Origin of the sequence: Peribacillus sp. NJ11 (genome assembly GCF_030348405.1) — a bacterium.
Taxonomy (GTDB): domain Bacteria; phylum Bacillota; class Bacilli; order Bacillales; family DSM-1321; genus Peribacillus.
This window is the reverse complement of record NZ_JAUCFO010000001.1, coordinates 2,966,664-2,986,000: the sequence shown is the minus strand read 5'-3', so window position 1 is coordinate 2,986,000 and position 19,337 is coordinate 2,966,664. Positions and strand designations below refer to the sequence as shown.

Below are 19,337 nucleotides of genomic sequence, written 5' to 3'. Positions count from 1 at the left end.
CTCTTGAAATCAGGGATTAAGAACAGTGTAAAGGTAACTCTTCGATTGGCGAAGACAGAGAAGTAGTTGCCCTTACACTGTTTTCCTATCTCTTGAAATCAGGGATCAAGAACAGTGTACAGAAAACTCTTCGATTGGCGAAGACAGAGAAGTAGTTGCACTTATACTGTTGTAGTCCCCTCATTAGAAGAAACAAAAAAAAGACAGGATTCCCTGGAAAGGGGGTTCCTGTCTTTTTTAATTAATTACAAATTATTTTGCAGCGCTGTAACGTTTTGCAACTTCATCCCAGTTTACAACATTCCAGAAAGAATTGATGTATTCAGGACGACGGTTTTGATAGTTTAGGTAGTAAGCATGTTCCCAAACATCCAATCCAAGAAGAGGAGTTTTACCTTCTGATAAAGGATTGTCCTGGTTAGGTGTGCTTGTTACTTCCAACTCGCCATTGTTGACAGCAAGCCAAGCCCAGCCAGATCCAAAACGAGTTGTAGCCGCTTTAGCGAACTCTTCTTTAAAGCTGTCAAAGCTTCCGAATTTTGAAGTGATAGCATCCGCTAATTCACCAGTTGGTTGTCCGCCGCCGTTAGGTGAAAGGATTTCCCAGAATAAAGTGTGGTTAGCATGTCCGCCACCATTGTTGCGTACAGCTGTACGAACAGCTTCAGGTACTGCGTCAAGGTTAGCGACAATTTCTTCAACGCTTTTGCTTAGAAGTTCTTGGTTGCCTTCTAGAGCATTGTTCAGGTTTGTCACATATGTGTTGTGATGTTTAGTGTGGTGAATGTTCATTGTTTCTTTGTCGATGTGTGGTTCCAATGCATCGTATGCATACGGTAATTGTGGAAGTTCAAAAGCCATAATAAAATTCCTCCCTATGTAAGCTGTTTTTTTTGAGGGCTTCAGTTCTCGAAAGATACCTGAAGCTCGCTAGCAATAGAGTATCAAATTTTTGTAACCGTTTCAAACCTTATGCCTCAATTTTTCATTTTTCGATTTTATTTCCTATGAGAATACCACGAATATAAAATATCCGATCATCAGTAATTGAATGATGCCTTTTGTGATTACACTACTTATAAAACCTACGACGGAACCAAGGCCGATTTTAGAAGCAGTGACCGGGTCTTTTTTATGGACTAGGATTTCTGCCAGGAATGCCCCGATGAATGGACCTATTAAAATTCCGACGAACGGAATCACGAATGGTCCGACCAGAAGCCCAATCGTACTGCCCCAAACCCCCGCTTTCGTGCCGCCATATTTTTTGACCCCAACCATGTTTGCGATATAATCGGCTGCGAATAAAAGGATGACGAATAGAATTTGTACCGTCCAGAAAAACCAGCCAAATGGTTCAAACGAATAAAATAGTCCATATAACAATATTCCGCCGAATATGAATAAAACACTTGGGATGATCGGAAAAATCAGACCGACGAAGCCCATTATGAACATGAGGATGATTATTATCCAAAATAGTGTATCCATAACCAAAAACGCCCTTTCTCATTTCAATTATAAATTGCCTTTATCTCTCCATAATTGCCTCTTTATTGATGGTTGAAACCAATGAAGCAGAATACAGGTTGTTTTATTTTTCCCATATAGTTAAAATTGGTTAGGAATCTTATATAGTTAGGTGCTGAAAACATTGAACATATTCAAACAACTTTGGGTAAGCTTATATTCTCCTAAAGATATCGCTTCCTTTCAAAACCAAGGTATCGGGAAAACGATTTTATTCGTATTCTTTATAAGTCTAATCGCCTTTCTCCCTTCAGCTTATTATTTCGGTACAATGATAGTTGACGGGATAGATGCCATGCATGAAACAGTATCCGAAGACTTACCGGCATTTGAAATCAAAAATGGCACGTTGACGACTGAAGAAGGTGAACCATTTAGCTTGAATAAAAACGGTTATCAAATTTTTGTAGATGGTACGGGAGCCTTAACCCCGGAAGAAGTGGCTGCAAAAGCTGATGAGGCCGTCGCTCTTTTAAAGTCTGATCTGGTTTTCGTATCTGGAGGCAACGTGCAATCCTCTCCATATTCACTTTTGGAAGGAGATAATCAGGACATATCCACTTGGCTTGATTCAGTCGAATCTGTGCTACCGATCATCCTTCCATTGCTACTACTTATATTATACCTGTTTACTGCCAGCGGAATTTTCATTAAAGTGACAATCCTTGCCGCTTTCGGTCTTCTTTTCAAAAATGCCCTTGGCCGTTCGCTTTCCTATAGGTATTTATGGAGAATTAGTGCTTACAGCATTACGCTTGCCACCATATTCTTCACCATCATGGATGCTTTTCAAGCAACGGTTCCATTCGCTTCAATCATTAGCTGGTTTGTGACATTGATGATGTTATATTTATCCATTAAAGAAACATCAACTAATAAGATCGAAGATTGATTTTAAAAAGAAAAAGATCCGGACCCATCCTGGTGCGGATCTTTTTCTTTTGCTAATAATCGGGTAATCCTTTCCCCGCATATGACTACAGTCATCATTTTTTCATATCTACTTAATTCGACAAAATACTCACCAAGTTATTCCTATACTTATAGTTGAAATAGTAATTAAGAGGTGATAGACGTGAAGGAGAGTAATATTGATGTACAGTGGTTGTTACTTATAATGCAGGCAAGAGAGGTTGGTCTGACTACAAAGGAAATCAGCTCCTTTCTTAGCTCCCATTCAAATAAGGATTTTACTCAACTGAAATAGAGAATTTGAATGGTACTCCACATTCCATTTGAAAAACCGCCCATTTTTAGGCATATTTTCGGACCCTTCCAAGTATATATGAATTAAAGACAAGCTTGGGAGGATGGAAAATTGAAACGGCTACTGCTTTTTATCTCATTCTGTTTCACTTTATTTATTATTTATTTCGATCTGACTACGGGGACCCTGCCGGCTTCCCATCCACCGGCCACTACAAGCGAACCGGCCGTCCCGGCCAGTCAGCCAGCATCCGCACCAACTGCTGCTTATAAAGAAATCACCATGAAACCCGGGGATACCTTACTCTCCATTGTTGAAACGGAAAAAGGCGGATCCAATCAGCCAATCGAAACGATCATCTCTGACTTTCAAAGTTTGAATGAAGGATTGCAGCCCGAAAATATGCAAATTGGCAAAACATATAAGATACCCGTTTATAAATAACCGTCTTAATGGAGAACTACCCCTTCCAAGAACCATTAAGAGGGGTTTCCAAGCAACGAATATATCCAGGAATAGGGAATCCTTCTTGTTGAAAAAAGATAATGCGTCCTATTTCCTTGTCAACCGGTATGTACATTGATACAATATTTGAGAGAAGCAAATTAAAAATCAAAACTGATTTTTTCCTAAAGGAGAGAATTCCACTTGAGTGAAATCATACATCGCACCAAGACGCGGCCAATTAAAGTCGGAAACTTAACGATTGGCGGCAATAATGAAGTTATAGTACAAAGCATGACAACTACAAAAACACATGATGTTGAAGCAACGGTTGCAGAGATCCTTCGTCTTGAAGAAGCGGGATGTCAAATCGTACGGGTCGCATGTCCGGATGAAAGGGCAGCCGATGCAATCCCTGAAATAAAAAAACGGATTAACATCCCTCTTGTAGTCGATATTCATTTCGATTATAAACTTGCTCTGAAGGCCATTGAAGGCGGAGCGGATAAAATCAGGATAAATCCCGGTAACATCGGACGCCGTGAAAAGGTTGAGGCAGTCGTGAAAGCTGCGAAGGCCAAAGGAATTCCAATCCGCATCGGGGTCAATGCCGGTTCTCTTGAAAAGAAAATCCTGGATAAATATGGGTACCCAACTGCTGATGGAATGGTAGAAAGTGCTTTACACCATATCAAGATCCTGGAAGATCTCGATTTTCATGACATTATCGTTTCCATGAAAGCTTCCGATGTGAATTTAGCCATCGAAGCATATGAAAAAGCTTCAAAAGCATTCGATTACCCTTTACATCTTGGGATCACGGAATCAGGTACACTGTTCTCCGGAACAGTAAAAAGTGCTGCCGGACTAGGTGCAATCCTAAGTCAAGGTATTGGAAGCACGATGCGTGTTTCCTTAAGTGCCGATCCTGTAGAAGAGGTGAAGGTGGCAAGGGAGCTCCTAAAAGTATTTGGCCTTGCTTCTAACATGGCCACTTTAATTTCCTGCCCTACTTGCGGTCGAATCGAAATTGATTTAATCTCCATCGCGAATGAGGTTGAAGAGTACATCCAGACGATTAAAGCACCAATCAAGGTATCAGTGCTTGGTTGTGCGGTAAACGGTCCTGGGGAAGCCCGTGAGGCTGATATCGGCATAGCCGGGGCTCGTGGTGAAGGTTTGCTGTTTAGAAAAGGTCAGATTGTTCGTAAAGTGCCTGAAGAGACGATGGTCGAGGAACTGAAAAAGGAAATTGACAAAATTGCTGAAGAGTACTATGAAAAACAAAGAGCCGAAGCTGCTGCTGCAGCTTTACTAAATAAATAAAGCAAAAAATCCCGAATTTTCATTTTCGGGATTTTTTTTTCATTAGAAAAACCCTTTGATGCATTTTTGGAGAAATGACATCAAAGGGTTTCATAACGCTTAAAAGAATGGCAGGATGAATATACCAACGATGATGGAGATTGCACCTATGACTATGGCCCAAGTACCCATGTTCGATCCTCGGCTTCTTGCCATTATCCCTACAATGATACCCACAACCCCTAAGATGAAAGGCATCATGAATAACGATAAAATGGAGATGATCAAAGCTATGACACCAATAACTTTCCCTCTTGATTCCACATCCCCGGAATCAGCAGCACCTGCAGACTCGTCATCCTTATATGTCCTGATTCGCTGAGGTGGTGTTGAAATTTCGGCAGACGTTTCTTCCTGATAACGGTTATCCATATTGGTATTGGTCCCGCGACTTTCATATCGTCTGTCATCTGAAGGTGTATCTTCATTATAGTACCGCTCATGATGCTGATCATCCACAACGGATGGATCACTGCCCTCTTTAGCCAATTGAATCTCATCGTCAATACTGGAGTATTGATCTTTTTCCATTCTTGCATCCCTCACTTTCGTTTGTGGAGCATTTATAGTGTATGTAAAAATTGCTGGAATCCATCGTGAAAATGGTTTCATATCTTGGAAATAAATATGGGTTTTTACCAAAGCTATGATGGTATATGTTACACTATTACAAGTATTGAAAATGAGGAGAGATTCATCATGAAAAAACGTTTTGGCATTGATATAGACGGGACTGTTACGAGACCAGATTCCATGGTCCCCTTTTTAAATAAAGCTTTTCAGCTGAATTTAGCTTATGAAGACATTACGGAGTATGACTTATTCCCTTTCGTGAATGTTCCAAAAGAAGAATTCACTAAATGGTTCATTGAAACCGAGCCACTCATCTATTCCGAATCTTTATTGGCTGAAGGAGCGAAAGATGTATTGGAAAAATGGACAGAAAAAGCCAACTTATATTTCATCAGTGCCAGGAGCTCCCGTTTATTGGATGTAACGAAGAACTGGTTCACGACGAATCAAGTCCTTTATGATCATATAGAGCTTGTAGGTTCACACGATAAAGTGGCTGCAGCCAAGAAATTTGATATCGACCTGTTTTTAGAGGACAAGCACGATAATGCAGTGGCCATTTCGGAGGAGTGTAAAATACCAGTGATTTTATTTAATACTCCTTACAACCAAGATCCTGTGCCTGAAAGGGTGATTCGGGTCAACAATTGGCAAGAAGCATCAGTTTGGGTGAATAATTGGATGTCAGGTAAACCTGCAGCCATAAAATGATACAAGAAAAAAAACCATTGACCGAGGGTCGATGGTTTTTTATGCTTCCAAAGATACGCTACATGCGGGACAGCGTCCGTAAATTTCAAATTTATGCCCCGAAACATCATAGTCCTTCAAGCTTTCCTGAAGTTCCTGCATCGGGCACAATTCGATTTCTTTCGTTTTTCCACAATTCAAACAGATGAAGTGGTGATGGTGGGAGGAATGACCGCAAGTAAAGCGAAAATGCTTTTCCCCTTCCAACTCGGTCGCTTCAAAGATGCCTAGTTCCACAAATAAGGAAAGATTCCTGTAAATCGTATCGAAACTTAACCCTGGATAGTCTTTTTTCATATTCTCCAAAACATCTTTTGCCGTTAAATATTTATCGCTGGAAGAGAAAAGCTGAAGCATTTCCTCCCTCTTTCCTGTATGTTTAAAACCTTTATCTTTTAATAATTGCATGGCAGTAGTTACGTTCAAAAAAAATCACCCCATCTATCGATTTTTCCACTTATCAAACAAAATTGACAAGATGAGAATTAGCACAGCTATTATTACAATGGTCCCACCAGGAGCGAGATCAAGGTTGTATGATAAAAACAATCCGCCTATGACAGATATTTCACCGAATAATACCGAAAAAACAATCATCTGCTTAAAGCCCTTCGCAAAGCGGAGACTAGCTGCTACCGGGAGCGTCATGAGCGAAGAAACCAGTAATATGCCAATTATTTTCATGGAAGCGGCAATGACCAATGCGACCATGACAATGAAAATAAAATGAATGGCTTTATAAGGTATTCCGGACGCTTTCGCGTGCTCTTCATCAAAAGATAACAGAAATAATTCTTTATACAAGAGGGTTAGCATCAAGGCAACTACTATCCCCACTGCCAATATGACATACAAGTCCGCCCGGCTGACGGCACTTACACTGCCGAATAAATAACTATATAAATCCGTATTGAAACCATCTGCAATGGATATGAAAATGACACTAAGACCCATGCCGCCGGACATTATGATCGGGATTGCAAGCTCTTGGTAATGCTTGTAAACCCCTCTTAATTTTTCAATGAATAATGAACCACCTACAGAAAAAGCCATCCCTATATAAAGTGGATTCAATCCTGCTAGAGATAGAAAGCTCTTCTGAAGCAGTAAACTAAACGCTATACCAGCAAGCGCTACATGACTGAGCGCATCGGAAATCATCGACATCCGCCTTACCACGACAAAAACGCCCACTAATGGCGCAATCGCTCCGATGATGATTCCGGTCAAGAATGCGTTCTGCAAAAATTCAAATTGCAATATCCCCGATATCATTGGGCTATCCTCCAAAACATATTAATGATCATGATTTAAAAATTGGACCCCATGTCCATAAATGGACGAGAGCTCGCCTTCATTCAACTCATTATATTCACAGGCATCCCCGTGAAAATGAAGCTTTTTATTTAAGCAGGCGACATGTGTGACTTTATCGGTCACAGTACCAACATCATGGGTTACTAAAATCAGGGTTATTCCTAATTTTTTATTCAACATCTCAAGCATTTCATAAAATTGGTGGACGTTCTTTGAATCAACGCCAACCGTGGGCTCATCCAATATCATCAATTCCGGCTCGCTGACCAGTGAACGGGCAATGAATACCCTCTGTTGCTGCCCTCCGGACAATTCTCCGATATTGCGGTTCTGATATTCAAGCATGTCCACTGATTCCAAGGCCTTCTTCACCTTTTGCTTATCCTCTTTACCAGCAAACTTGAATAATCCTATTTTTTTGGTCAAACCGCTTTGAACCACTTCAAAGACAGTGGCAGGGAATCCAGAGTTGAAGGAGTTCGCCTTTTGGGAAACGAACCCGACCTTTTGCCAATCTTTAAATCGTCGTATGTCTTCCCCGAATATTTCAATTTTTCCCTTTTGAAGCTTGAACAGACCAAGCAGCAATTTCAAAAGTGTTGACTTACCGGATCCATTCGGCCCGACGATAGCTAAGAAGGCACCTCTAGGAATTTCAAGCGAAACATGTTCCAGCACTAGATCTTTTGTATATTTGTAAGATATATCTTCTAATTTAACTATGGGGTTTACTACATTATCCAAAGAGATCACCTATTTTTTAAGAATCATTACGATTAACAATCGTTAGTATAAATCAAAGAAGTCCAGATGTAAAGAATCCGGTCCTCAAAACAAGTGCCCATCCGCCCAGAACCACCAAAAAACGTTAGCGGAACCAAATTCCCGCAAATCAAACAAAGTTTCATGTTCACATACGTCTTCCTCCTTCATATGTTTTAACAAAGGAGGAGATCGTTTGAAATTATTTGAAATGATGGTCAATCATAAAATCAACAGCATACGCCCAGATGAACTGCTTTCCCTTGCTAAGCAGCACAAGGTTGCACTCACCCAAAAGCAAGCACAGGATATCACTGCACTTCTAGCAGGTAAAAATATTAACATTTTTGATATACGTCAAAGACAGAACGTACTTGGTCAAATTACAAAAGTTGCCGGTGCAAGCACAGCAAGGGAAATAGAATCCCTATTTAACAACCTTACTTCCACCTTTTAAAGGATCTTAGAACGGCATACTTAAACCAATGTAAAATGAAAGGACGATTCATCAAAATAAAGATGAATCGTCCCTTTCTATTATGATTATTGTTGGAATCTGATCTTTTCCAATAAATCTTCTTCAAACTGATTATTCTTGAACATATCTATTTCAAATTTATAAGGTGCCTTTTTGTCTTTCTTGTCTTCCCCCACATAAGGTGTTTCCAAGATTTTTGGAACAGTGCTTAATTGAGGATGGTGGACAATATCATTCAACGCTTTAAAACCGATATGACCAAATCCTATGTTTTCATGGCGGTCTTTACGCATGCCGCGTTCGTTTTTGCTATCGTTTATATGCAGTACCTTGATGCGTTCAATACCAACCAATTTATCAAATTCATTCAGTACGCCATCAAAATCCTCAATGATATTATATCCTGCATCGTGAGTATGGCAAGTATCGAAGCAAACCGATAATTTTTCATTATGGGTCACACCATCAATGATCATCGCTAACTCCTCGAAAGACCTGCCACATTCAGTACCTTTACCCGCCATCGTTTCAAGGGCGATCTGAACTTTATCGTCAGCGGTAAGCACTTCATTCAATCCCTCGATGATTCTCTTGATGCCCAGTTCACTGCCTGCACCAACATGCGCACCTGGATGAAGTACGATCTGCCTTGCACCAATCGCTTCGGTCCGATCGATTTCGCTACGTAAGAAGTTGACTCCCAGCTCGTATGTGGCTGGATTCGTAGTATTTCCTATATTGATGATATACGGGGCATGGACTACGATATCACTGATTCCATTCTCCTCCATATGCAGTCTTCCGGCTTCGATATTTAAATCCTCGATTTTTTTACGTCTTGTATTTTGAGGGGCCCCCGTATAGATCATGAATGTGTTGGAGCCATATGAAGCCGCTTCTTGACTCGCAGCAAGAAGCATATTTTTCCCGCTCATTGAAACATGCGATCCAATCTTCAGCATCTGATTTCTCCCTTATTTCTTTCTCTGTATACGACGTTCACGTTTTTTAAAGTTTTCCACATCACGTTGAATTTTCTTCTTGTAACCTGGCTTGACTTTAGTTGGCTTCTTGACGTGCCTGCTCGCTTTAACATCGATATCAGATTTTTGTTTTTTACGGTTTTTCCGTTTATTACGTTCATCGATATCAACCCAATCACCGTTTTGGATATCGGCATCACGGAATTCAATGCCCATTTTTTCAAGGCGGTTCAATGAATCTTCATCGGATGTATTATAAATGGTAGTGGCAATGCCGGAATATCCTGCACGAGCCGTCCTTCCCGTCCTATGGATGTAAAAATCCAAATCTGAAGGCAATTCATAGTTTATGATATGACTTACACCTTCAATATCGATTCCACGGGAAGCCAGATCTGTAGCAACAATGAATTGATACTCCAAATCATTGATTTGCTTCATCATTTTTTTACGCTCACGAGGCGTTAAATCCCCATGAATACGACCGACATTCAACCCTTTTTCGATCAAGGAATTCGCCACATGATCCGCCATTTTTTTTGTATTCGTGAAAACAATCGCCAAATATGGATTATATCGAACGATGATATCATGAAGTAACTGCTCTCTGTTTCGGTGGCGAAGCGGTACCAGAACATGTTCAATTTTCGCAGCGGTCGCCTGCTTGGGATTCACTTGAACATACTTTGGGTTCTCCATATATTTATTCAAAAACGGCTTTAATTTTTCCGGGATGGTTGCCGAAAAGACAAGCATTTGAATTTTTTCAGCCATACGTGATGCAAATACATCGACATCTTCAAGGAATCCCATGTCTAGCATAAGGTCCGCTTCATCTACTACAAGCATTTTTGCTGTATACACTTGAAGTGCCTGAGCTTCAACCAAATCCTTGATCCGGCCTGGCGTACCGATTACCAGTTGAGGTTGTGTCTTCAATTTATCAATCATTCGCTGTTTATCAGTACCACCGATGAAACAACGGACTTGAATCTGCTCATCCTCAGGGAAATGGTCGGCAATTTTCAAAGCTTCTTTGTAGATTTGGTTCGCTAACTCACGGGTTGGTGCGGAAATAATCGCTTGAACCTCATTTTTACCAGCATCAAGCTTGTTCATAATCGGCAGCAAATAGGAATGTGTCTTTCCTGTACCTGTCTGCGACTGTCCAATTAAGCTACTTCCCTTTAAAAGCGACGGAAGCACGCGCTCTTGAATTTCCGTCGGCTTATCGAACCCTAAAGTACGAACCGCATCTAGAATGTAGCTTTTCAAATTAAATCGTTCAAATTGGTTTTGTTTCATCAAAAAACTCCTTTATCCTGTCAGTCATTAGACATGTCCTGTTATTATAATAAATTTTATACAAAAAGCGCAAGCGCCTGGGTTGCTCGTGAAGAAAATAGGGATTGACCCATAAGGCGCTCTTTTGCCTTATGTGGTCCATCATCTTTTTCACAACGAGCTGGGCGCTGAAGCTGGATTATACAAAAAGCGCAAGCGCTGAGGTTAGTTCTCTTAAGATGGACTCTTGCAAACGAAAAGCCCCTGTCCTGGTCATAGCGTATCCCCCGCAGACATGGAGCTAAAAGACTACCGTTACCATCTTACCTTCTTTCCGGTCACTTCACAACTGCCCAGTCACTCTTTCCTCAAACCTTTTTTGTCGAGCTGCATATTTTATATAGAAGAATACACCAGCATAATAAAATAGAGGAGGTGAAACCCATGTTCCCAGATAGAAATCGTCAATTCGGACCCGGTTTTCAGCCACCCAATGGTCGAAGGATGCAACAGCTCCCTGCTCCATTCAGGCAAACACCACAAATCCCCCACCCTTATCAGCAGATGCGGCGGCCAATTATACAAAACAGACCGCAGGGGCCACAGGGACCTCAAGGTTTCCGAGGTCCTTTCACCCAACCGCAGCGCCAGGAAATGCCGCCTGCAAAGAAGGAAGGGCTATTGTCAAAGATACTCGGTAAGTCAAAACAAAAAGCTGGTTCGCCTAACTTGTTTGCTCCAGCTGGTTCCACTAACCAAAGTTCTTCAAGAAGCAGCGGAGGCGGTATCTTAGAAACACTAAAAAACCCCGATTCCCTGAACAATATGCTTTCCAATACGCAAAAGGTGCTGCAGGCAGCCGAACAATTCACCCCTATGGTGGAACAATACGGACCAGTGATTAAAAACCTGCCTTCAATGTGGAAAGTTTTCCGGAGCATATCGTCAGCCGGTGATACCGGTGACCAGGAAACTTCCGTTGAAAGCGGGCCTAATGTAGAGGCAAAAAACAGTGAGGTAAAAACCGATTCGAAGAAAAAAGAAAAAGCTAAACCCATCGCCCAAGTTCGTAACAATACCAAAAGGGAAAGGTCATCCGGTCCAAAGCTTTATATTTAAAGTTATAAAAAATTTTTACCAGTAACCGAATTTATGCAAATAGGATGTTTTGTAATATCATCTATGGTCTTATATAATAGAAAGGTATAAAAAGTGAGAGTTTCTTGCCTTGAAGGAGGACACATAGATGAAAGTGATTAAAATTTCCCCGCGCGGCTATTGTTATGGCGTTGTCGATGCCATGGTCATCGCCCGAAATGCGGCTTTAGATAAAACCTTGCCACGCCCCATTTACATTTTAGGAATGATCGTGCATAACAAACATGTGACTGATGCGTTTGAAGAGGAAGGCATCATCACGTTGGACGGCAGCAACCGTAACGATATCATTGAACAGGTGGACAGCGGAACCGTCATCTTCACTGCTCACGGCGTTTCCCCTGAGATTAGGAAGATCGCTGAGAAAAAAGGTCTTGTTACGCTTGATGCAACGTGTCCCGATGTTACCGCAACTCATGACTTAATTCGGGAAAAAGAAGCTGAAGGTTATCAAATTATTTATATTGGCAAGAAAGGCCATCCGGAACCTGAGGGCGCAGTCGGAGTTGCACCCGATGTCGTACACCTGGTTCAGAAAGATGAAGATGTTGAAGCCTTGACATTGAATAGTGATAAGATCATTGTGACCAATCAAACAACGATGAGCCAATGGGATGTTTTGGATATCATGGATAAGGTTAAGGAAAAATTCCCACATGCCGAAGTCCATAAGGAAATTTGTTTAGCGACACAGGTACGCCAAGAAGCGGTTGCCCAGCAAGCAGGCGAAGCTGATGTTTTAATCGTCGTCGGAGATCCCAAGAGTAATAATTCAAACCGCCTTGCACAAGTATCCGAAGAAATTGCCAGCACGAGAGCTTATCGCATCGCTGACATTTCCGAGCTGAACCTTGAATGGCTAAAGGATGCAGAAACGGTTGCAGTCACTTCCGGGGCTTCTACACCAACTCCGATAACGAAGGAAGTTATCGCTTTTCTAGAGCAATATGAAGCAAATGATGAATTGACTTGGAATACCGAAAAGAAAACGCCATTGCATAAAATTTTACCTAAGATTAAAGTGAAGAAATGATACACACAAGAAAAGGCAGCCACTATGGCTGCCTTTTTTCGTGTTATTTAAATGAAGCGGAAAGGGTCTGTATTCAGCTGGGATGGAATGAATTCCACATCGTAATTCTTTTCGCGACACATTTCTTCAAGGATTCGTGCCACACCTTTTTTCATCACCTTTTCAACATTGTGGCCTGGGTCCACAATATTCAAGCCAATCATCATCGCGTCATGGGCTGTATGGTAATACATATCACCTGTAACATATACATCAGCACCCTTGAATTTTGCCGTCGTAAAGTATTTATTCCCGTCTCCGCCCAACACGGCCACTTTTTTTATCGGGCTTTGCAAATCTCCAACGACACGTACCTTTTCCACATCAAGTGTCCGCTTCACATGTTCAGCAAACTGTTCAAGTGTCATTTCTTCAGCAAGTACACCAATCTTTCCTAAGCCAAGTGACTCCCCTTTATTCTCCAGTTTATATATATCGTGAGCAACTTCCTCATATGGATGGGCTTTAATCATCGCAGCAAGCACTTTCTTCTCGATATTTTCCGGGAATATCATCTCAACCCGCATTTCAGCTACCGCTTCAAGCTTTCCTTTGGAGCCGATTACCGGTTCACTGCCTTCACCTGGTAGGAAGCGTCCTGTACCTTTTCCAGAAAACGAACACTGGCTGTAATCCCCGATTGCTCCGGCACCTGCCTTACCTAAGGCTTCCCTCACCTTTTGTTCATCGGCCTCCGGAACATATACGACCAATTTTTTTAGGGCCGTCTCGTAAGTAGGAACCAATACTTCTGTGTCCTGCAATTGGAGCGCTTCGGCAAGTAAATCATTTACTCCACCCTTAGCTACATCCAGATTGGTATGTGCAGCATAAACAGCGATATCATGTTTGATCAGCTTTTCGATGATCCGGCCTCCAGCAGCCATTGTATCGATTCTTTTCAATGGTCGGTATATAAGCGGGTGATGAGCGATGATTAATTCCACGCCATGTTCTATCGCTTCGTCCACAACCTCTTCCAATACATCAAGGGCAATCATCACTTTAGTAACCGGCTTATTCAGCTGCCCGACATGCAAACCGATAGGATCTCCCTCCATTGCATATTGCTTCGGGGAGAATTGTTCAAACATTTCAATGATTTTGTGACCATTTACTGTCTTCAACCTATAAGCACCTCCTCAATTACGGAAATTTGGGATTTTAATTCATTGCGTTTCGTTTCCAATCCGCTTCGTCCGCTTTCATCCAATTGTTCGATGATTCTTTCCAAATGTTTTTTCTCAAGCTGCCATTTTTTTATGAAAATGTCACTGAATTGCTTTCTTAAGTAAGGACCGAAAATCAGGCCGGTTTGCATGTTTACACGATAAGGGCGAAGCGGGTCCCCTTTTTCAGCAATTAAGATTTCGTAGATTTTCCCATCTTCCTCAAGGATTTCCTCTCCACTAAGTTCCCAGCCGTTATCGATTAGCCAGCTGCGGACATTCGCTGCACCGACATTAGGCTGAAGGATAAGCCTTTCCGCCTTGCCGAGTTTTCCTTTTCCGCTTTCCAATATACTTGATATTAAAGTCCCTCCCATGCCTGCTATCGTAATGCATGTCGCTTCATCGGGATTCAATACTTCAAGCCCGTCTCCTTTACGTACCTCTATCTTGTCCCCGAGCCCCGTTATGGCCACTTGCTTGCGGGCTGACTGATAGGGCCCTTCTACAACCTCACCGGCTATAGCACTGTCACACAGGCCGTTAGTCACCGCATAGCACGGCAAGTAAGCATGGTCGGACCCTATATCTGCAAGGATACTTCCTTTTGGTATATGTATGGCAACACGTTCTAATCTCATCGATAGTTTCTCATGATTCATATTTATCAACTCTCTTAATTCAAATAATGTCTTGCATATAATTAGTTTCCCATTCGATTATACCAAGTTCAATCGAAAAATTACAGGAAGGAGAAACATGGGTCTTTCTATCACTGGGCAAAGGAAACCTTCCATCCGGAATCTTCCTTTTTGGAATAAAAGAAAACTGACTCAAAAAGTTCGCCTTCCAACGATTTCTTGAGTCAGTTTCGTGAATTATTTCAGTCCATGAATATATTCGGCCATGGCGTCAATGTTCTGTTCTTCGACTAAGCCTGGTGGCATGGCACCCCGTCCATTAGTGATCACGTCTTTAACCTCGTCGACCGACAGTCGATCGCTAACTCCTTTTAGAGCAGGTCCGACACCGCCTTGATAGGCGTCACCATGACAAGAGATACAGTTTTGCTTATAAATGTCCTCAGGTGATGCAGAGGCACTTTCTGTTTCTTCTGTCTTTTCGCCGCCCTCTTTTTCCTTAGCAAGATCTTTGGCATCACCCAAACCTTTAAACGAAAGTAAAAACATAAGTCCAATACCAAAAACCATGATAATAATAAAAGGCATTACTGGATTGCGATTCATAGTATTTCCTCCCCTATGTAGAACCTAAACTTACCATATTTAATATTATATACAAACAGCTATATATTATTTTACTTGAAAAGAGTTTCAAGTAAAAGCCCAAAAATAGAAGATATTATATAATTTCTTAAAATTGTCAAAAACTTATGTATATTTCCAAACAATTTTACTTTTTCTTACATATGTTTCATAATACCCTAAATTCATTAATTTAAAACCGTTTGCTCGTCCTTAAATTATATTAATAAAGAGTAAAGAGTGACCATTGCTCCCAAGCTTCCCGCCAGGAAGAAATGGAGCAGCTTCAGTTTTTTGCCCATTAAAATCCAGAGTCCGCAATTAATGAACAAGAAAACATAAAGGATGCCCACTTTGCCGGGTGCCATGAATTCAGCCAAACTGACTGTTAATAAAAGCAAGGATAGTGCCATTCCCATCAATGCCATTTGAAAAATGATTTTCCTGCCTATAAAGCGGCGGACCGCCAGTCCAAAGACAATGATTGAAATTGTTGTCATAAGCATTTGCATTCTTATGGGTATTTCAGTAAAATAATTCAAAAATACAATAAATGCAAAAAGAGCCCCAATCAACAGCCCGAAAAGAATGTCCTTTTTATCGCTCCCGGTGTTATTAGAATTTGATGGCGGCAGTTCACCTTGACGGTATAATGCAAGCAGGTAATTACAATATTGCTCCGGAAGCATACGACTTTCCTTCCAGGAGTTTATTTCTTTAATGATGATTTTCTTTCTCATCTCATTCATGAATTTCACATCCTTGCGGGCATTTCTTTTTTAACGGACCTTGGCCTAAGTTGTGGATACTCAGTTATCGTGTTAAACAGATCTCCATTATATAGTAACTGGATAAATTTTGTTATTACATGGATAATTTTACATCGGATCGTAAAAAAAAAGCCACTCCCGAACGCTGGGCATTCAAAGAGGGCTCTGTTAAGGGCTTATATATTTTATTCCAAGAAATCTTTCAAGCGTTTGCTGCGGCTTGGATGCCTCAGTTTACGTAACGCCTTCGCTTCGATTTGACGGATACGCTCGCGGGTGACTCCAAACACTTTACCTACCTCTTCAAGTGTCCGAGTGCGGCCATCATCAAGTCCAAAGCGGAGTCTCAAGACGTTCTCTTCACGATCAGTAAGAGTATCCAATACGTCTTCAAGCTGTTCTTTCAATAGTTCATATGCTGCATGTTCCGATGGCGAAGTCGCATCCTGATCTTCAATGAAATCACCTAAATGGGAATCGTCTTCTTCACCTATTGGCGTTTCCAGGGAAACAGGCTCCTGAGCTATTTTCAAGATTTCACGAACTTTTTCAGGAGTTAAGTCCATATCCTCCGCAATTTCTTCCGGAGAAGGTTCACGTCCTAAATCCTGAAGTAGCTGTCTTTGGACACGGATCAATTTATTGATGGTTTCCACCATATGCACCGGTATCCGGATCGTTCTTGCTTGGTCGGCAATGGCACGGGTTATGGCTTGGCGAATCCACCATGTTGCATAGGTACTGAATTTGAATCCCTTGCGGTAATCGAATTTTTCCACCGCTTTGATAAGTCCCATATTACCTTCCTGAATCAAATCAAGGAAAAGCATTCCTCGTCCGACATAGCGCTTGGCAATACTGACAACAAGACGAAGGTTAGCTTCAGCCAAACGGCGTTTCGCTTCTTCATCCCCATCTTCAATTCGAGTAGCCAGAGAAATTTCCTCTTCTGCCGATAAAAGGTCTACCCGTCCAATTTCCTTTAAATACATACGGACCGGGTCATTAATTTTAACGCCGGGAGGAACACTTAAATCATTTAAGTCAAACTCTTCTTCTTTTGCAAGTTTCTTCTCATCAGGATCATCTTCATCATCGTCTTCCTCACCATCCGTGAGTATTTCGACACTGTTTTCTGTTAACACCTCATAGAACTCATCCATTTGATCGGAATCTAACTCAAAACCGCCAATCATTTCTGCGATTTTTTCTAAAGTCAAAGAGCCTCGTTTTTTACCTAGCTCTATTAATTTTTCTTTCACCTGTTCAAGGCTAAATTCATTATCAACTTGTTTGGAACGTGCTGGTTTTTCAGCCATTAGTTCCCCTCCTTCCAGGACTTACACCTAAACGACTACAACATTTTACGCAATTTAATTATTTCCATGGCTATTTGTGCAGCAGTGACATAATCACTTCGTCTCACTGCATCTTTTTCTTCAACTTGTTTTTCTTTTATCTTTAACAACTTTTCATATTTCAACACTTGATTTATACAATCGGTCAGTTCTTTATCGGTAACTTCCTCATTCACTGACATCATTTCTATTTCCGAAACGATCCTTCTCAAGTTTGGATCCGGTAAATAAGTAAGGAAAAAGCTTGTATCCGGTTCGTGTCCATCTTCATAGAACGCATATAAATAGGTGATGATTGCCTGATGTTCGTCTACATGAAAGGCCGTTTGCCCAAGCAACTGCTGAATTTTGAAAGTTATATCCCTGCTTTTTAGCATATGGGCAATCAACTTCGTTTCAGCATTATGATGAGCAGGCTTTAACTTATGCTCATATTGCAGGGCCATTTTCTTTTGGGTTGCGGGCTGCGGCAGTGTTCCCTTCTTGCGTTCCGTAAAGAACACCTGTCGCTGCTGCTGTTCCAGCGCATCCAATGATAGGGAAAATTCAGAGGATAACTGCCGGAGATAATGATCCCTCTCCACTGCATTGGGCAATCGCGAAATTTCTTTAAGGACTTCTTCGATATATTGAATTCGATCTCCTTCATTATTTACATTTTTCCCTCGACGCAAATAATGCATTTTGAATGCCATGTAGGTTAAACTGGCCCCTATTACTTCAGAAACAAAGCTTTTTTCACCGAATTCCTTTATGTAGTCATCGGGGTCCATCTTATCAGGCATGAGAGCGACTTTCACGGAAAACTCATGGTCCTGAAGCATATTAACTGCACGATTGGCTGCATTCAATCCCGCAGAGTCCGAATCGTAGCAAATAAGTATCTGATCAGTATTTCTTTTTAAAAGCTGGATATGCTGGTCCGTCAGGGCAGTCCCCATTGTAGCGACCGAATTCTCTACCCCTGCTCGAACAGCTGAAATGCAATCGGCAAAGCCTTCAAAAATGACTACTTGTTCTTTCTTTCGTATGTGAGGTCTTGCATGATGGAAATTATATAAAGTTTTACTTTTATTAAAGATTGGCGTTTCAGGACTATTCAAATATTTGGGCTCATCGTCCCCCATCGCTCTCCCTGAAAACGCAATCGTATTTCCTTGATGATCCATAATTGGAAACATGACTCTATTTCTGAAACGGTCAAAATATGACTCGTCTTTTTCCCTGTAGATAATAAGCCCTGCCTGCTCCATGTATTCCGCTGGAAAACCACGTTTTAAAAGAAACTTGGACACGAAGTCCCATGAATCCAAAGAGTAGCCAATTTGGAACTTCTCTATCGTCTCTTCAGTAAACCCGCGTTTAAGTAAATATTCGAGGGCATCCTGCCCCTCCTTCGTATTAACGAGGAGATGATGATAAAACTTCCGCAGCAGATCATGGGCTTCAACCATTTGCTGCGATCCTGCGGGCATGTTAGAACGCTTGGAATCCTTATTCATTTCAACATCCAAAGGAACATTTCCTTTTTCAGCTAAAACTTTTGCAGATTCCACAAAGTTGTAGCCTTCTATATCCATCAAGAAGGTAAAAATATTCCCGCCTGCCCCACAACCAAAACAGTGGAAGATTTGTTTTTCCGTTGAAACGGAAAACGAGGGAGAGTTCTCACCATGAAAAGGGCAAAGGCCAAAATAATTGCGTCCTTGCTTCTTCAGCTGGACATACTCCCCAATTAAATCAACAATGTCAACAGCTTCGCGAATTTGGTTAATTTTCTCATCTTCTATACGGCCATTTATCATTTTTCCACCTTGCAATATTGGTGATAGTTTCTAATTCGATACTGTTT

The 19,337-nt window shown here is 41.3% G+C and carries 21 protein-coding genes; 7 read left to right on the top strand and 14 right to left on the bottom strand.

The features are described 5' to 3' along the window. Positions 1-252: 252 nt before the first annotated feature. Positions 253-861, bottom strand: a complete 609-nt coding sequence (gene sodA, locus QUF86_RS14735) for a superoxide dismutase SodA (protein ID WP_034308436.1) — start codon at positions 859-861, stop codon at positions 253-255. Positions 862-1,005: 144 nt separating this feature from the next. Then, entirely contained in the window at positions 1,006-1,491 is a 486-nt protein-coding gene (locus QUF86_RS14730; protein WP_207440841.1) for a DUF456 domain-containing protein, read from the bottom strand. Between the two features lie 163 nt (positions 1,492-1,654). On the opposite strand from QUF86_RS14730, the gene QUF86_RS14725 reads away from it, so the two are divergent. The 3 genes from QUF86_RS14725 (at position 1,655) to ispG (ending at position 4,507) form a co-directional block, all read left to right on the top strand. After that, positions 1,655-2,422 carry a DUF1189 domain-containing protein gene (locus QUF86_RS14725; RefSeq protein ID WP_289334732.1) on the top strand — a complete coding sequence of 256 codons (768 nt, stop codon included), beginning with the start codon at positions 1,655-1,657 and terminating at the stop codon, positions 2,420-2,422. Positions 2,423-2,848: 426 nt separating this feature from the next. Further along, positions 2,849-3,181 carry a type IV pilus assembly protein FimV gene (locus tag QUF86_RS14720; RefSeq protein ID WP_289334731.1) on the top strand — a complete coding sequence of 111 codons (333 nt, stop codon included), beginning with the start codon at positions 2,849-2,851 and terminating at the stop codon, positions 3,179-3,181. A gap of 213 nt (positions 3,182-3,394) precedes the next feature. Then, positions 3,395-4,507 carry a flavodoxin-dependent (E)-4-hydroxy-3-methylbut-2-enyl-diphosphate synthase gene (gene ispG, locus QUF86_RS14715; protein WP_289318333.1) on the top strand — a complete coding sequence of 371 codons (1,113 nt, stop codon included), beginning with the start codon at positions 3,395-3,397 and terminating at the stop codon, positions 4,505-4,507. A gap of 99 nt (positions 4,508-4,606) precedes the next feature. Here ispG and QUF86_RS14710 read toward each other — a convergent pair whose 3' ends face one another. Next, positions 4,607-5,077: a DUF308 domain-containing protein gene (locus QUF86_RS14710; RefSeq protein WP_289334730.1), complete on the bottom strand. Its 471-nt coding sequence runs from the start codon at positions 5,075-5,077 to the stop codon at positions 4,607-4,609. A 168-nt stretch (positions 5,078-5,245) separates the two neighbouring features. Between QUF86_RS14710 and QUF86_RS14705 the strand changes: the two genes are divergently transcribed. Continuing rightward, on the top strand, positions 5,246-5,830 hold the full coding sequence (locus QUF86_RS14705) for a 5' nucleotidase, NT5C type (RefSeq protein ID WP_289315651.1): 585 nt from the start codon (positions 5,246-5,248) through the stop codon (positions 5,828-5,830). A 39-nt stretch (positions 5,831-5,869) separates the two neighbouring features. Here QUF86_RS14705 and QUF86_RS14700 read toward each other — a convergent pair whose 3' ends face one another. The 3 genes from QUF86_RS14700 to QUF86_RS14690 are packed head-to-tail and all read right to left on the bottom strand — an operon-like array spanning position 5,870 to position 7,930. Continuing rightward, on the bottom strand, positions 5,870-6,295 hold the full coding sequence (locus QUF86_RS14700) for a Fur family transcriptional regulator (RefSeq protein WP_289325774.1): 426 nt from the start codon (positions 6,293-6,295) through the stop codon (positions 5,870-5,872). Positions 6,296-6,310: 15 nt separating this feature from the next. Then, entirely contained in the window at positions 6,311-7,144 is an 834-nt protein-coding gene (locus QUF86_RS14695; RefSeq protein WP_289315649.1) for a metal ABC transporter permease, read from the bottom strand. 21 nt (positions 7,145-7,165) lie between these two features. Continuing rightward, entirely contained in the window at positions 7,166-7,930 is a 765-nt protein-coding gene (locus QUF86_RS14690; protein ID WP_289315648.1) for a metal ABC transporter ATP-binding protein, read from the bottom strand. 214 nt (positions 7,931-8,144) lie between these two features. Between QUF86_RS14690 and QUF86_RS14685 the strand changes: the two genes are divergently transcribed. Then, positions 8,145-8,405 (top strand): DUF2624 family protein, encoded by a 261-nt coding sequence (locus QUF86_RS14685; RefSeq protein WP_063233031.1) that lies wholly within the window; start codon positions 8,145-8,147, stop codon positions 8,403-8,405. 86 nt (positions 8,406-8,491) lie between these two features. Here the strand turns inward: QUF86_RS14685 and QUF86_RS14680 are convergent, their stop codons facing one another. Together QUF86_RS14680 and QUF86_RS14675 are read right to left on the bottom strand one after the other, a co-directional pair. Continuing rightward, positions 8,492-9,388 carry a deoxyribonuclease IV gene (locus QUF86_RS14680; RefSeq protein WP_289315647.1) on the bottom strand — a complete coding sequence of 299 codons (897 nt, stop codon included), beginning with the start codon at positions 9,386-9,388 and terminating at the stop codon, positions 8,492-8,494. 12 nt (positions 9,389-9,400) lie between these two features. After that, positions 9,401-10,714 carry a DEAD/DEAH box helicase gene (locus QUF86_RS14675; protein ID WP_289315646.1) on the bottom strand — a complete coding sequence of 438 codons (1,314 nt, stop codon included), beginning with the start codon at positions 10,712-10,714 and terminating at the stop codon, positions 9,401-9,403. Positions 10,715-11,137: 423 nt separating this feature from the next. Between QUF86_RS14675 and vrrA the strand changes: the two genes are divergently transcribed. Continuing rightward, a complete protein-coding gene (gene vrrA, locus QUF86_RS14670) occupies positions 11,138-11,812 on the top strand; it encodes a VrrA/YqfQ family protein (RefSeq protein WP_289334729.1) in 675 nt (224 codons plus the stop codon). A 127-nt stretch (positions 11,813-11,939) separates the two neighbouring features. Next, a complete protein-coding gene (locus tag QUF86_RS14665) occupies positions 11,940-12,884 on the top strand; it encodes a 4-hydroxy-3-methylbut-2-enyl diphosphate reductase (protein ID WP_289325779.1) in 945 nt (314 codons plus the stop codon). 47 nt (positions 12,885-12,931) lie between these two features. On the opposite strand, the gene QUF86_RS14660 is transcribed toward QUF86_RS14665, so the two are convergent. The 6 genes from QUF86_RS14660 to dnaG form a co-directional block, all read right to left on the bottom strand. Then, positions 12,932-14,050, bottom strand: coding sequence for a Nif3-like dinuclear metal center hexameric protein (locus QUF86_RS14660; protein WP_289315643.1), 1,119 nt, complete (start codon positions 14,048-14,050; stop codon positions 12,932-12,934). Continuing rightward, complete coding sequence (locus QUF86_RS14655) at positions 14,047-14,754, bottom strand: tRNA (adenine(22)-N(1))-methyltransferase (protein ID WP_289334728.1); 708 nt, start codon at positions 14,752-14,754, stop codon at positions 14,047-14,049. Before QUF86_RS14655 ends, QUF86_RS14660 begins: the two co-directional genes overlap by 4 nt. Before the next feature lie 216 nt (positions 14,755-14,970). Further along, a complete protein-coding gene (gene cccA / locus QUF86_RS14650; RefSeq protein WP_133352846.1) occupies positions 14,971-15,339 on the bottom strand; it encodes a cytochrome c550 in 369 nt (122 codons plus the stop codon). A gap of 236 nt (positions 15,340-15,575) precedes the next feature. Then, the gene (locus QUF86_RS14645) at positions 15,576-16,106 is read right to left on the bottom strand and encodes a hypothetical protein (RefSeq protein WP_289334727.1); all 531 of its coding nucleotides are present in this window, start codon (positions 16,104-16,106) and stop codon (positions 15,576-15,578) included. Positions 16,107-16,312: 206 nt separating this feature from the next. After that, entirely contained in the window at positions 16,313-17,446 is a 1,134-nt protein-coding gene (rpoD, locus tag QUF86_RS14640) for an RNA polymerase sigma factor RpoD (RefSeq protein WP_289315640.1), read from the bottom strand. Positions 17,447-17,481: 35 nt separating this feature from the next. Next, the gene (gene dnaG / locus QUF86_RS14635; RefSeq protein ID WP_289336232.1) at positions 17,482-19,287 is read right to left on the bottom strand and encodes a DNA primase; all 1,806 of its coding nucleotides are present in this window, start codon (positions 19,285-19,287) and stop codon (positions 17,482-17,484) included. Positions 19,288-19,337: the final 50 nt, after the last annotated feature.

Bases quoted from the DNA above. Each gene is read 5' to 3' on its own strand.
- sodA (WP_034308436.1), bottom strand. From the start codon at position 861: ATGGCTTTTGAACTTCCACAATTACCGTATGCATACGATGCATTGGAA.
- QUF86_RS14730 (WP_207440841.1), bottom strand. From the start codon at position 1,491: ATGGATACACTATTTTGGATAATAATCATCCTCATGTTCATAATGGGC.
- QUF86_RS14710 (WP_289334730.1), bottom strand. From the start codon at position 5,077: ATGGAAAAAGATCAATACTCCAGTATTGACGATGAGATTCAATTGGCT.
- QUF86_RS14705 (WP_289315651.1), top strand. From the start codon at position 5,246: ATGAAAAAACGTTTTGGCATTGATATAGACGGGACTGTTACGAGACCA.
- QUF86_RS14695 (WP_289315649.1), bottom strand. From the start codon at position 7,144: ATGATATCGGGGATATTGCAATTTGAATTTTTGCAGAACGCATTCTTG.
- QUF86_RS14680 (WP_289315647.1), bottom strand. From the start codon at position 9,388: ATGCTGAAGATTGGATCGCATGTTTCAATGAGCGGGAAAAATATGCTT.
- QUF86_RS14675 (WP_289315646.1), bottom strand. From the start codon at position 10,714: ATGAAACAAAACCAATTTGAACGATTTAATTTGAAAAGCTACATTCTA.
- vrrA (WP_289334729.1), top strand. From the start codon at position 11,138: ATGTTCCCAGATAGAAATCGTCAATTCGGACCCGGTTTTCAGCCACCC.
- QUF86_RS14665 (WP_289325779.1), top strand. From the start codon at position 11,940: ATGAAAGTGATTAAAATTTCCCCGCGCGGCTATTGTTATGGCGTTGTC.
- QUF86_RS14655 (WP_289334728.1), bottom strand. From the start codon at position 14,754: ATGAATCATGAGAAACTATCGATGAGATTAGAACGTGTTGCCATACAT.
- cccA (WP_133352846.1), bottom strand. From the start codon at position 15,339: ATGAATCGCAATCCAGTAATGCCTTTTATTATTATCATGGTTTTTGGT.
- QUF86_RS14645 (WP_289334727.1), bottom strand. From the start codon at position 16,106: ATGAATGAGATGAGAAAGAAAATCATCATTAAAGAAATAAACTCCTGG.
- rpoD (WP_289315640.1), bottom strand. From the start codon at position 17,446: ATGGCTGAAAAACCAGCACGTTCCAAACAAGTTGATAATGAATTTAGC.